Here is a 12753-nt window from a genome sequence, read left to right as displayed (position 1 = left end):
TGCTTTGACTGCTACTAAAGGATTAGAAGGAATTGTTGCTACTACGTCCTCCATCAGCTCCATTATTGACGGTGTTCTCACCTATCGTGGGATTGACATTGATGATTTGGCTGAAAACGCAAGCTTTGAAGAGGTTGCTTATTTGCTGTGGTACGGCAAGCTGCCGAACCGCTCCGAATTGGCTCAACTGGTGAAAGACCTGAATACTTACGCTCCGGTTCCAAGCCAAGTGATCGAGCAAATCAAATTGTATCCAAAGGATACGAACTCTATGGCAGCTCTTCGTTCGGCAGTATCTTCTTTGGCCCTTTATGATAAAGAAGCCAATGATATGTCGCCGGAGGCTAACCTTCGCAAAGCGATTAAATTGCAAGCTCAGATTCCTACGATCATTGCTGCTTTTGCTCGCATCCGTGAAGGCAAAGAACCGATCGCACCTAAGAGCGATGCTACTTCGGTTGCGCAAAACTTCCTGTTCATGCTGACTGGCAAAGAGCCGGATAAAGTGGCTATCGAAGCTTTGGATAAAGCGCTTGTTCTTCACGCTGACCACGAGTTGAACGCTTCCACATTCGCAGCTCGCGTTACCGTTGCTACGCTGTCCGATATTTATTCCGGTGTTACATCGGCTATCGGCGCTTTGAAAGGACCTCTTCACGGTGGTGCGAACGAAGCGGTTATGGCTATGCTTGAAGAAGTAGGCACCTTCGAGAACGTTGAGAACTACATCAACACTAAGCTTGAAAACAAAGAAAAAATCATGGGCTTTGGTCACCGCGTTTACAAAAACGGCGATCCGCGTGCAAAGCACCTGCAAAAAATGTCCCAAGAGCTTGGTAAAATTACAGGCAACATGAACTGGTACAACATGTCCATCAAAATCGAAGAAATGGTTACCGGACAAAAAGGTTTGAAGCCAAATGTTGACTTCTACTCCGCTTCCGTGTACACTTCCTTGGAAATCCCTCGCGATTTGTTCACGCCGATCTTCGCGATCAGCCGTGCATCCGGATGGACTGCTCATATCCTAGAGCAATACGAGAACAATCGCTTGATTCGTCCTCGTGCAGAATACACAGGCCTTTCTAACCAAAAATACATTCCGATTGAAAATCGTTAATCGATTATCAATAAAGATTATTTAAGCAAGCAACGGGTTGTTGCAGTTAGCTTGTCCCAATCCCTAGAGGAGCGGGGACAAGCGCTGCGGCTCCCGTTCAATTTTGTGTTTTCTTACCCACCATTTTAAGGAGGCAAACAAAGAACATGGCTCAATTCGAAAATTACGCACTGCCTACAGAAGGCGAGAAAATTTCTATTGTTAACGGTAAGCTGAACGTTCCTAACAACCCTATTATTCCTTTCATCGAAGGTGACGGAACAGGTCCAGACATTTGGGCAGCTTCCAAACGCGTGCTTGACGCAGCTGTAGAGAAAGCATACAAAGGCGAAAAGAAAATCGCTTGGTACGAAGTATTTGCCGGCGAAAAAGCATTCAACAAATTCAACAACTGGCTGCCAGCTGATACATTGACAGCAATTCGTGAATATATCGTTGCTATTAAAGGACCTTTGACAACACCAGTTGGCGGCGGTATCCGCTCCCTGAACGTTGCTCTTCGTCAAGAGCTTGACCTGTACGTTTGCTCCCGTCCGGTTCGTTACTTCAACGGCGTTCCGTCCCCGGTAAAACGTCCTGAGCTGGTTGACATGGTTATTTTCCGTGAAAATACAGAAGATATCTATGCAGGTATCGAATGGGAAGCAGGCTCTGCAGAAGTTAAAAAAGTGCTTGAATTCCTGCAAAAAGAAATGGGCGTTAAGAAAATCCGTTTCCCTGAAACTTCCGGTATCGGTGTAAAACCTGTATCCTCCGAAGGATCCAAGCGTTTGGTTCGCTCCGCTATTGAATATGCAATCCAACACAACCGCAAAACGGTTACCTTGGTACATAAAGGTAACATCATGAAATTTACTGAAGGTGCCTTCAAAAACTGGGGTTATGAGCTGGCTGAGCAAGAGTTCGGCGACAAAACCTTCACTTGGGCACAATACGACAAAATCAAAGCAGAGCAAGGCACTGACGCTGCTAACCAAGCGCAAAAAGAAGCTGAAGCTGCTGGCAAAATCATCGTAAAAGATGCTATCGCCGACATCGCTTTGCAGCAAGTATTGACTCGTCCTACGGACTTTGACGTTATCGCTACATTGAACCTGAACGGCGACTACTTGTCCGATGCTTTGGCAGCGCAAGTTGGCGGTATCGGTATCGCTCCAGGAGCTAACATTAACTATGTAACAGGACACGCTATCTTCGAAGCTACTCATGGTACGGCTCCGAAGTATGCTGGTCTGGACGTAGTTAACCCAGGTTCCGTTATCTTGTCCGGCGTTATGATGCTTGAGCACCTGGGCTGGCAAGAAGCTGCTGACCTGATCTACAAAGGTATGGAAACAGCTATCAACAACAAAACCGTTACTTACGACTTCGCTCGTTTGATGGAAGGCGCAACTGAAGTTAAATGCTCCGAGTTCGCTAACCAAGTTATCGCTCATATGGAGTAAGAGGGACCAACCCCCTAAATCCCCCTTCGCAAGGGGGACCCCAAGGGTTACGCCCCCTGGACGACGTAAAGTTGTCTAAGGAGAGGCAAAAGTGGATGGAAGCATGGCAAGTGTATGGACCGCGTTTGTCCCGGAAGCTTGAGCTAACGCCAAGCATCCCGCGACACGCTACCAGATAGAGCCTGAACCAACCCCCTAAATCCCCCTTTGTAAGGGGGACCCCAAGGGTTACGCCCCCTGGACGACGTAAAGTTGTCTAAGGAGAGGCAGAAGCGGATGGAAGCATGGCAAGTGTATGGACCGCGTTTGTCCCGGAAGCTTGAGCTGACGCCAAGCATCCCGCGACACGCTACCAGATAGAGCCTGAACCAACCCCCTAAATCCCCCTTTGTAAGGGGGACCCCAAGGGTTACGCCCCCTGGACGACGTAAAGTTGTCTAAGGAGAGGCAGAAGCGGATGGAAGCATGGCGAGTGTGTGGACCGCGTTTGTCCCGGAAGCTTGAGCTGACGCCAAGCATCCCGCGACACGCTACCAGGTAGATAAAAAAATTGTGTGTGCCTCAGATTCTTTGAGGCACATTCTTTCTACTCTGGACGAGGGAAAGGTTACATTATTCTGCTTATCAAAAGTGCGAAAAGGGGACAGGGATTGTACCGAAAAGTTTACGTGCCGCCTTTGAAAGTGTGTTCCCACCTTCTAATCTAATCAAGGAACATACTTTCAACAGCGGCTGAAGGTACAACCCTTCACCTGGCAGCACTCTTTTTGAATAAGTAAGACCAAATAAACTTTCAGGAGGCTATACTCATGGGAATCAAGCGTAAAAAAATTACGGTTGTCGGCGCTGGTTTCACTGGTGCGACTACGGCGTTGATGCTGGCTCAAAAAGAACTTGGTGACGTAGTATTGCTGGACATCGCACCTTTGGAAAACCCTACTAAAGGGAAAGCATTGGACATGATGGAAGCTTCCCCGGTCCAAGGGTTTGACAGCAACATCGTAGGCACAGCCAGCTACGAGGACGCGGCCGGATCCGATATCGTGATCATTACGGCTGGGATCGCCCGCAAGCCTGGCATGAGCCGCGATGACCTCGTGAACACGAACGCAGGCATCGTAAGATCCGTTTGCGAGAACGTTAAACAATCCTGCCCGGATTCCATCGTGATCATCCTGAGTAACCCTGTGGATGCCATGACTTACGTAGCCTACCAAACTTTGGGCTTCCCTAAGAACCGTGTCATCGGTCAATCCGGTGTCCTGGATACGGCCCGCTACTGCACATTTATCGCTCAAGAGCTGAATGTATCCGTTGAGGACGTACGCGGCTTCGTATTAGGCGGCCATGGTGACGACATGGTTCCATTGGTTCGTTACTCCAACGTTGGAGGCATTCCTATCGAGAAGCTGATTCCAGCTGACCGCATTGAAGCTATTGTGCAGCGTACCCGTACAGGCGGCGGAGAGATCGTCAACCTGTTGGGCAACGGCAGTGCATACTATGCGCCTGCAGCTTCCTTGGTTCAAATGACGGAAGCCATCGTGAAAGACAAGAAACGCATCCTTCCTTCCATCGCACTGCTAGAAGGCGAGTATGGCTACGAAAACCTGTTTATGGGCGTACCTACTTTGCTCGGCGGCGACGGCATCGAGAAAATATTTGAGCTGGAACTGCTTCCGGAAGAGAAAGCAGCTCTGGATAAATCCGCCGAATCCGTACGCAACGTCATCAAAATCGTTACGGGCTAACGGACTCGAATAGAGCCTATCATCCATCCAATAACCAGTCGGGGACTCGTCCCTGGCTGGTTATTTTTTTGCCGACACTCGTTAAGTGGACACCATTGCATAGGTTGGAAAATGATGCTATTATACATATGACTGACTCATCAGTCATAAATGGAGAGCTTGATTTGTAAGAGGGGGATGGAGTGTGGGAGAGGACAAGAAATCCAATATGATCGAAGCCGCACTGAAGCTTTTTGAAGAGCAGGGCTATCATCAGACGAAGGTTTCGGATATTGTTCGGGAGGCAGGAGTTGCTCAAGGAACGTTTTATTTGTATTTTCAAAGCAAGGAGGATTTGTTCAGAGAGATCGCCGCATCGTGCCTGGAGGAGATTTCAGCGGCGCTCAAGCTCGGCCCGGACCAATCCTGCGAGGATGACGGAGTGTTTTATTGGATGATTCACCGGGCATTAACGGTCTATTATCAGAACCGGACGATTTTACAGATCTTGTACCGTAATGGAGTAGCTTCCCAGGAGATTAAAGATATATCGGACGCCTTTTATTATGAAATGATGCTGATTATTAAAGGGCATATGATGGAAGCAGGAGATGCACCACAATTTACGGAGGAGCAGCTGGAGATAGCCGCCTTTTCCAAAATCGGGATGGTCGAGATGGTCGCCTATCAATGGTTCGTCGTTAAGCAATGCGGTCCGGAATATATCGATGCCATAACGGAAGCTATCGTGAAATCGGATTGTCCGCCAGGCATGAAAACGGAAGTGAGCGCGGAATGATCGACAAGCTGATACGATACCGCAAGGTGACGCTGCTGTTTTTTATCATGGCTGTTCTTATTGGTATTGTGAATATATTTACTTTGAAGCAGCGGGAGAATCCGGAGGTTGACCTGACGGTGGCTTTGGTGAAGACTGTGTATCCAGGAGCGTCACCGGAGAAAGTCGAGCAGTTCGTAACGCGCCCACTGGAAGAAAAGATCAAAGAAATGAGCGATATTTCGGTTCTCAGCTCCACTTCTATGGCTAACGTGTCCATTATTAACGTAGAGGTGAAAGCCGACACGGATATTAAAAGTGCCTGGGATACTTTGAAGCAGAAGGTACAGTCCGCCGAGAGCGAGCTGCCGTCCGAAGCGCATAAGCCGGAAGTGAATGATGATTTAAGCAAGATAGCGGAGCAAATCTTGCATTTTACCGTGGAAACTCCCGATCAGCTGGAGCCGCTCAGACCGACGATGGAAAACTGGAAGAAGCAGCTGGCTACGATTAGTGGAGTAAGCAACGTGGACATTGTGGGCTTACCCGATCAGGAAGTGGCCGTCGTTCTGGACACCGAGAAGATGGATACGTTCCATCTGCCTTGGAGCATTGTCGCGCAGGCGCTCCTGAACGGCCATGACCGAGTTCCCTTGGGGACGGTAAATAAAGACAGCAAATCCTACTACGTCAACTTGAGCGGGGAATGGAAGTCTGCCGCGGATATCGCCAATACGGAATTACTCGGACTCCCTAACGGCAAGTCCCTGAAAATAAAGGATGTAGCGGATGTCAAGCAGCGCCCTAAGAAGACGGAAGTCAGCGTGCTCCATAACGGCAAACCTACTCTGGATATTGTCATTAATGCGGAGAAAGGGGCTGATATTCCGGCTCTGCAAAAGAGAATCGACAGCAAAGTGGCGGAGCTTAAAACGCAGCTCCCCGAGCAGGTGACCTTAAGCTCGCTGTTTTCGCAAAAAGAGAGCCTCGATCATTTATTCAAGGAATTGGGCCGGGAGCTGCTCATAGGGATTGCCGTAGTTATTGTAGTCTGTTCATTGGGCTTGACGTTCGGTACCTCGCTGATCGTAGCGCTTGCGATCCCTATATCGATTACGGTTGGCTTTATTCCTGTAGAGGCGCTAGGGATTGACCTGAACCAGATCACGATTGTAGCTATTGTCATTGTTCTTGGGATTCTGGTCGATGATGCTATCGTAGTCAATGATAATATCCAGCGGCGTCTTCAGCTGGGCGACGATCCGGCCAAAGCGTCTTTAGAGGGCAGCCGGGACGTAGCCATTTCGATTCTGACCGCTACGATTGCCACTGCCGCTGCATTCATGCCGCTGTTTTTCCTGAAAGGCAATATCGGAAGCTTCATTCGTCCTCTGCCCGTCGTTATTACGTTGACCCTTGCAGCTTCTATGGCGATGTCGCTGACCATCATTCCTATATTTCGTCAGTGGGTTGGGGAACGGGTATTGAAGAGAGGCAAGGCATTACATACAGGAAATACGGCGCCGGGCTTGTTAGGCAAACCGATTCAGAAGCTCAGCGCGCTGTATGGCAAGCAGATTTATAAGTTTTTAAAAAGGCCTTTACTAACAGGGCTTGTAGCGCTGTTAATCGGAACAAGCAGCTTCGGATTGCTGCCGCTGCTAGGGGTACAGTATTTTCCTCCGGCCGAAAAGGACGAAATGCTAATCGATTTCAAGCTGCCGACCGGCAGAGTATTCGCGGAGACGGAATATACGCTAAGTAAAGCGGCCGATTGGATGCAGAAGCAGAAAGGCGTCGTATTTGTATCGGCATACTCGGGCAGCTCGACCCCGCGGTTCTATTATTCGGAATCCGACATGTCTGGAATCGAGCTAGGGCAGCTATTCGTCAAAATCGACCCGAAGGTCATTCGCACGAAGGAAGTAATTACCGAATGGAGACAGCAGCTGAAAGCGATGTTTCCGAAGGATGTGGAAATTACGCCTCGTGAGCTGGAGCAGGGACCTCCGGTAGGAGCCCCTATTGCGGTAAGAATCAGCGGCGATGATCTCGACCAGCTGCGCCAGCTGTCGGAAGAGGTGAAGGGGATGCTGGCCCGTATTCCGGGTACGGTGAGCATTTCGGATGATGTAGGCGTCGATATGAACACGATTGAGATCAAGGCGGATCCTGACAAGCTGAGATTGTTCGGGGTAAGCGACAAAGATCTGTCCCAGACGCTGAGAATAGCGACGGAGGGTCTGAAAATTACGACGCTGCAGCAGGGCAAGGAGCTGTTGGACGTATCCCTTTACGCCAAGGAAAGGAATGCCAATCCTGTAGACACGATGGGTAAAATGTATGTCCCTGCGCAAAACGGCGGAACCGTGACGGTGCGCGAGCTGGGCGATATTCAGAGCAGCAAAATGATGAAGCAGATACATCACCGCAACCAGACACGAACGATCATTGTCCGCAGCTATGCACAGGACCGGCTACCTGACGAAATCGTTAAGGATTTGAAGGCCGACATGAACCAATATAAGCTTCCGGCGGGGTACACCGTAGAATTCGGAGGCGAGAATGAGGAGAGGAACGACGCCTTCGCTTCGATCGGCAAGCTGTCTATAGTCGTTGTATTGCTCATTTACATTATTATGGTCATGCAATTCTCCTCCTTATCGATCCCGATTCTCATTCTTTCCACGGTGTATTTGGCCGCCGGGGGCGCTGTTATCGGATTATTTCTTTCGAACTCGCCGATCGGGTTCATGGCTCTGATGGGGCTGGTCAGCTTGGCTGGCATTGTGGTGCGAAACGGTATTATACTCATCGAATTTATCGAGCAGGCCAGAGAGCATGGCTTACCGCTGTATGAAGCGGTGGCGGAAGCGGGCAAGGCAAGACTCAGACCGATCCTGCTAACAATGGCAACTGCTATCGGCGGCTTGCTTCCTATGACCATCATGGGCGGCAACTTGTGGAGGCCGATGGGGATAACCATCATTTCGGGCTTGATTTACTCGACCCTGCTAACCTTGATTGTGGTGCCGTCCCTTTTCGTCATTCTGGCCAAATGGCGTGATAAACGAGCTGCCAAAAAAGGCGTTGCCGTTCACAATTAGGGATGAAATATGTGCCAAAACAGCTGCCAACATTTGCTTAGGATTGGACAATTCAGGTATAATTAAAAGGATTAAACTAAGCAGATGGGGGCATCCGAATGATACAAGTGTTCGTATATTTACACGTGCTGTCCGCTATTCTTATGGGGATTTATCTCATGTTTCCGTTCCTGTCCATGCGGGTTCAAGCCTTGTCCGGTTCGGCGCAGTTCGGCTTTTTAAGCGTGCTGTTCGCAGCGAATCGGGCCGGCCAGCTGGCATTGGTTATCGGATTGTTGTCAGGCGGATATTTGGTCAGCAAGCAGCATTACAGCGTTCTGTGGATGGTTCTGGCGGTCGTATTGTTCCTGGCCTTGGGAGCATTAACCGGAGTGCTGGGCAGCGCTATGCGCAAAGCTTTGGCTGATCCATCCGGCAGCAAAATCAAGGACCATATCGGTAAAATCAAATCGGTTAGCGTGATCGCAGGGATTGTTTTCTTTGTCCTCGTCACCTTGATGAAATTCCCGTTCTACGCCAGCTAATAGCAGATAGGCAAAAAAGCTCGAAGGTCAAGTAAGGCCTTTGAGCTTTTTTTACATTATAAACTTATCAATTCAGGTGCTTCCCCAAAGTACCTGGCTCAGCTTCGAAGCCTGAGCCACACTTTGTGAGATGATTTTACTTGCAGGTCTACTCATTCATGTTCAAGTCGTTCTGAATTAGAGTTGCGAAGCTTGTTCTTATAATATACGGTCATAGCCTGCTTCAAAAAGGCAACCTCTTCTTCCAGAATATGATAGGCTTGCGCTTTCCGCTCATCGGGCAGCGACTGGAATTCGGCGCAAGTCCTCTTCATTCCTTCCTTGATCACGCAAGCAAAATAACCCCACAAAGTGGGGAATTGGCTTCGAAGCTGATTCAGATACTTTGCGGAGAGCCCCGAAATTTATAAATTCTGGCCGTCAAAAAAGCTCAGGGATAGGTATCCCCAAGCTTTCGCGTATTATTCTTCGGACAATTCGTCCAGCGTCTTTTCCAGACTCGGTGCCATATGCTTCAGGAAATACTCCATTTCCGGCATGTTCATCTCCTGAATGGAGTGCTCGATTTGCTTCTTGGCGCTACCGAATTCCTTGTTGCCTGCGGACAGCTCGGTCACGCATTTCAAATAAGCGTCTAACAGATCGGCCGCCTTGACATAACGCTTCAGCTCCGGATCCAGTCCGGCGGATTTGGCGTCGATCAGAGGCTCGTACACGGGCTTCAGCTTTGGAGGTATCATGTCCAGCAGGCGCTCTGCCGCCATCTGTTCGATGTCGCGAAAATTGGATAATATTTTGGGATTATGATGCTTGACCGGCGTCGGGATATCCCCCGTGAACACTTCCGTAGCGTCATGGAACAAGGCCATGCTGACAATGCGGTCGGTCGGAACGTTGCGGTTGAATTCCTCATTAGCAATGGTGCAGAGCACGTGAGTCAGCAAAGCGACATGAAACGAATGCTCCGCCACGTTCTCCTTAACGATGTTGCGCATGAGGCTCCAGCGTTCAATATAACGCAATCGGTACATATAAGCGAAAAAATGACTGTCCATCCAACTCATCCTATCCTGTTTACTACTTTATCACCGGCGTCTGCCGAGCGGAAAAGCTTTGTACAGTAGGATTATACACGATTTGCGCTCCGATGACAGTTTCCAAATCTTTTAGCGTGATAAATAGTTGATGATTCTTCGTCCATAACGCCTTCTGCAGCGTCACCGGCTTGGCGGTATTGCCCGGATTATTGCCGGCAGCGGCGATCTTCTGGCTGTTGACGGTTCCGGTCCACTGGCCGGTTTTATACTGAATGGTCACCGTATTCCCGTTTACGGTGGCTTTGCCTCCCAGCTGCGCCATCGTTTCCACAAGAGGCAGCTCATTGGTTGGCGGTGTGAGAGCTACAATGCTGCGAACAATGGAATTATGAAGACCCTCGGGTGTAATCAGACTGTTCCCGGCATTGATTCGTGGGATTTTCATCGCATCGACATCTCTTGTCGCCATTTCCGGTATGATCGTGAATGCGTATTTAATTCCGCCTTGGCGGATATATTCAATGGCTTTATCATCATAGAAGCCGTAAGGATAAGCTAAAGTGTCGGGCGGCTCGGGGTCCACCGCGCTTAATTTGGTTATGCAGGTCTGGGTATCCTTAATGACACGCTGCTTGTATTCTTCTTCCGTCTCCTTCTTGCCGTTGGTGACCAGCCTGCCGATGAGTGCGGCGGAACCGTCGGGCAGCTTATGGTGAAAATCATCCGTATGACATTGGGCGTCAATGAAATTCGTATCGCTCGTCATCTCGGTAATCTCGTCCTGGGATAATGAAGGGATGTAGCTGGCTAACGGATTCTCCAAATCCTTCGTTATGACGAAATTAACGGCAGGGATCCGCATGCTTTTCAAAATAGGGTAAGCGTTCACATAGAAGCTCTCATAGCCATCGTCGAAAGTGACCAATACGGCGTTATTCGGCACGGAGGCCCCGTTCATGAACTCCTTAAACTGGCTCAGCGTAATGAATTGGTAGCCTTTGCTTTTCAAAAAGGTCAGCTGATCCTGAAACAGCTTGGTGGTGATAGTGCCGAAGCTTTTGGCGTCGTCATCCACATGATGATACATAATGACTGCAACCTGGTCCTTATATAGGACATTAGTCTTGGCCGCTTGCAGGGACGGAAGAACAAGGCAAAGCCCGAGAATGCTTAATATAACGGCCCTGATGACGAGTTTTCTCATAGCTGTGAGACTCCTTATACGTATAGTCAAAAGTTCCTAATTACGTGTAGTTAAGTATTCTATGATCACTAGTAAATTCCTGCTGTAAGGTTAGAAATCTAAATAAAACTTTAAGGGAGGCGACTTTCTGGAGGATAAAGGGACGTGAAGCCTTACAGGCACTGCATTTCACGGTTTTTGAAGCTGGCGGAATGTGCTATTATATACTTATGCATCATTGTATATATTGAGCAGGGCCTAATTTGGAAAGGGGATTATATCATGCAGCATTTTCAAGACAGCGTCTATAAACTGATTGTCGAGACATCGACCAATCTTCCGGCGGACGTCCGATTGGCGATTCAATCGGCTCAGGAGCGCGAGGATGCGGGAACGCGTTCGGCCATTTCCTTATCTACCATCGGGAACAACATCGATATGGCGGAATGCAACGTATCTCCTATCTGTCAGGACACGGGGATGCCGACGTTCATCATTCATTGCCCTGTAGGCGCGAATCAGATTGTCATGAAAAAGCAAATTCTAGAAGCTGTCGCTCAAGCGACTAAAGATAGCAAGCTGCGTTCGAACTCCGTTGATTCGTTGACCGGTTCCAACACAGGCGACAATCTTGGACCAGGAACTCCAGTCGTTCATTTCGAGCAATGGGAACGTGAAGAGATTGAAGTCAAGCTGATTCTCAAAGGCGGCGGCTGTGAGAATAAGAACATTCAATACAGTCTTCCGACTGAGCTGGAAGGGCTCGGCAAGGCAGGCCGCGACCTGGACGGTATCCGCAAATGTATCCTGCATGCGGTATATCAAGCACAAGGTCAAGGCTGCAGCGCGGGCTTTATTGGCGTGGGCATCGGCGGCGACCGGACAAGCGGTTATGAGCTGGCCAAGCAGCAGCTGTTCCGTCGCGTGGATGATGTGAATCCTATCGAAGATCTCCAGAAGCTGGAAGATTACATTATGGAAAAAGCAAATACATTGGGAATCGGTACCATGGGCTTTGGCGGCCAAGTATCCTTGCTCGGCTGTAAAGTGGGCGTGATGAACCGTTTGCCTGCAAGCTTCTTCGTCTCCGTTGCTTACAACTGCTGGGCTTTCCGCAGACAAGGCGTTCTGCTGGATGCGAACAGCGGCGATATCAAGGAATGGGTATACGAGAAGGGCGAGACCGTCTCGATGAAGAAGGAAGCGGCAGCGGGTGCAGAAGCGTCCGAACGCCGTGAAGTTGTCCTGCAAACTCCAGTGACGGAAGAGCAAATTCGTCAGCTGCGCGTTGGCGACGTCGTTATCATTAACGGACCAATGTACACTGGCCGCGATGCGCTGCACAAATATTTGATGGATCACGATGCTCCAATCGACTTGAACGGCGCTGCGATTTACCACTGCGGTCCGGTCATGGCGAAGGACGAAGCCGGCGAATGGCACGTGAAAGCGGCAGGTCCTACCACGAGCAGCCGGGAAGAGCCTTATCAAGGTACGATCATTAAAAAGTTCGGCATCCGCATGGTTATCGGCAAAGGCGGAATGGGCGCCAAAACGCTGGCTGCTCTGCAGGAGCATGGCGCAGTTTATTTGAACGCTATCGGCGGTGCCGCTCAATATTACGCTCAATGCTTCAAGAAGGTTAACGGGGTCGATTTCCTGGAATTCGGTACTCCGGAGGCAATGTGGCATCTTCAAACCGAAGGCTTCGCCGCTATCGTAACGATGGACTCCCATGGCAACAGTCTGCATGCGGAAGTAGACAAAAATTCCCTGGAGAAGCTTTCCCTGCTCAAAGAGACGGTTTTCGCCTAAGATGAGAGTATTCG

The 12753-nt window shown here is 49.5% G+C and carries 10 protein-coding genes; 7 read left to right on the top strand and 3 right to left on the bottom strand.

Annotated elements, in window-relative coordinates; translation table 11 throughout:
• Positions 1-4: 4 nt before the first annotated feature.
• The 6 genes from citZ to GGC63_RS03635 all read left to right on the top strand — a co-directional run bounded on the left by citZ (position 5) and on the right by GGC63_RS03635 (position 8704).
• Entirely contained in the window at positions 5-1120 is a 1116-nt protein-coding gene (gene citZ, locus GGC63_RS03660; protein WP_192701130.1) for a citrate synthase, read from the top strand.
• Between the two features lie 146 nt (positions 1121-1266).
• The gene (icd, locus tag GGC63_RS03655) at positions 1267-2565 is read left to right on the top strand and encodes an NADP-dependent isocitrate dehydrogenase (protein WP_192701129.1); all 1299 of its coding nucleotides are present in this window, start codon (positions 1267-1269) and stop codon (positions 2563-2565) included.
• A gap of 809 nt (positions 2566-3374) precedes the next feature.
• On the top strand, positions 3375-4316 hold the full coding sequence (gene mdh, locus GGC63_RS03650) for a malate dehydrogenase (RefSeq protein WP_079908410.1): 942 nt from the start codon (positions 3375-3377) through the stop codon (positions 4314-4316).
• 184 nt (positions 4317-4500) lie between these two features.
• On the top strand, positions 4501-5094 hold the full coding sequence (locus GGC63_RS03645; RefSeq protein WP_192701128.1) for a TetR/AcrR family transcriptional regulator: 594 nt from the start codon (positions 4501-4503) through the stop codon (positions 5092-5094).
• Positions 5091-8180, top strand: coding sequence for an efflux RND transporter permease subunit (locus GGC63_RS03640; RefSeq protein ID WP_192701127.1), 3090 nt, complete (start codon positions 5091-5093; stop codon positions 8178-8180). Before GGC63_RS03645 ends, GGC63_RS03640 begins: the two co-directional genes overlap by 4 nt.
• A 98-nt stretch (positions 8181-8278) precedes the next feature.
• Positions 8279-8704: a hypothetical protein gene (locus GGC63_RS03635; RefSeq protein ID WP_079908413.1), complete on the top strand. Its 426-nt coding sequence runs from the start codon at positions 8279-8281 to the stop codon at positions 8702-8704.
• A gap of 152 nt (positions 8705-8856) precedes the next feature.
• On the opposite strand, the gene GGC63_RS03630 is transcribed toward GGC63_RS03635, so the two are convergent.
• From GGC63_RS03630 to GGC63_RS03620, 3 genes are all read right to left on the bottom strand, one after another.
• Entirely contained in the window at positions 8857-9018 is a 162-nt protein-coding gene (locus GGC63_RS03630) for a hypothetical protein (RefSeq protein ID WP_192701126.1), read from the bottom strand.
• A gap of 147 nt (positions 9019-9165) precedes the next feature.
• On the bottom strand, positions 9166-9759 hold the full coding sequence (gene yfbR / locus GGC63_RS03625; protein WP_079908414.1) for a 5'-deoxynucleotidase: 594 nt from the start codon (positions 9757-9759) through the stop codon (positions 9166-9168).
• Positions 9760-9781: 22 nt separating this feature from the next.
• Positions 9782-10945 (bottom strand): polysaccharide deacetylase family protein, encoded by a 1164-nt coding sequence (locus tag GGC63_RS03620; RefSeq protein ID WP_079908415.1) that lies wholly within the window; start codon positions 10943-10945, stop codon positions 9782-9784.
• 261 nt (positions 10946-11206) lie between these two features.
• On the opposite strand from GGC63_RS03620, the gene GGC63_RS03615 reads away from it, so the two are divergent.
• On the top strand, positions 11207-12739 hold the full coding sequence (locus tag GGC63_RS03615; protein ID WP_192701125.1) for a fumarate hydratase: 1533 nt from the start codon (positions 11207-11209) through the stop codon (positions 12737-12739).
• Positions 12740-12753: the final 14 nt, after the last annotated feature.

The sequence above is a fragment of the Paenibacillus sp. OAS669 genome (assembly GCF_014873645.1).
Lineage (GTDB): Bacteria > Bacillota > Bacilli > Paenibacillales > NBRC-103111 > Paenibacillus_S > Paenibacillus_S vulneris.
Note: the sequence above shows the minus strand (reverse complement) of the source record. Positions and strands in the feature narration are given on the sequence as shown.

Bases quoted from the DNA above. Each gene is read 5' to 3' on its own strand.
- icd (WP_192701129.1), top strand. From the start codon at position 1,267: ATGGCTCAATTCGAAAATTACGCACTGCCTACAGAAGGCGAGAAAATT.
- mdh (WP_079908410.1), top strand. From the start codon at position 3,375: ATGGGAATCAAGCGTAAAAAAATTACGGTTGTCGGCGCTGGTTTCACT.
- GGC63_RS03640 (WP_192701127.1), top strand. From the start codon at position 5,091: ATGATCGACAAGCTGATACGATACCGCAAGGTGACGCTGCTGTTTTTT.
- GGC63_RS03635 (WP_079908413.1), top strand. From the start codon at position 8,279: ATGATACAAGTGTTCGTATATTTACACGTGCTGTCCGCTATTCTTATG.
- GGC63_RS03630 (WP_192701126.1), bottom strand. From the start codon at position 9,018: ATGAAGAGGACTTGCGCCGAATTCCAGTCGCTGCCCGATGAGCGGAAA.
- yfbR (WP_079908414.1), bottom strand. From the start codon at position 9,759: ATGGACAGTCATTTTTTCGCTTATATGTACCGATTGCGTTATATTGAA.
- GGC63_RS03620 (WP_079908415.1), bottom strand. From the start codon at position 10,945: ATGAGAAAACTCGTCATCAGGGCCGTTATATTAAGCATTCTCGGGCTT.
- GGC63_RS03615 (WP_192701125.1), top strand. From the start codon at position 11,207: ATGCAGCATTTTCAAGACAGCGTCTATAAACTGATTGTCGAGACATCG.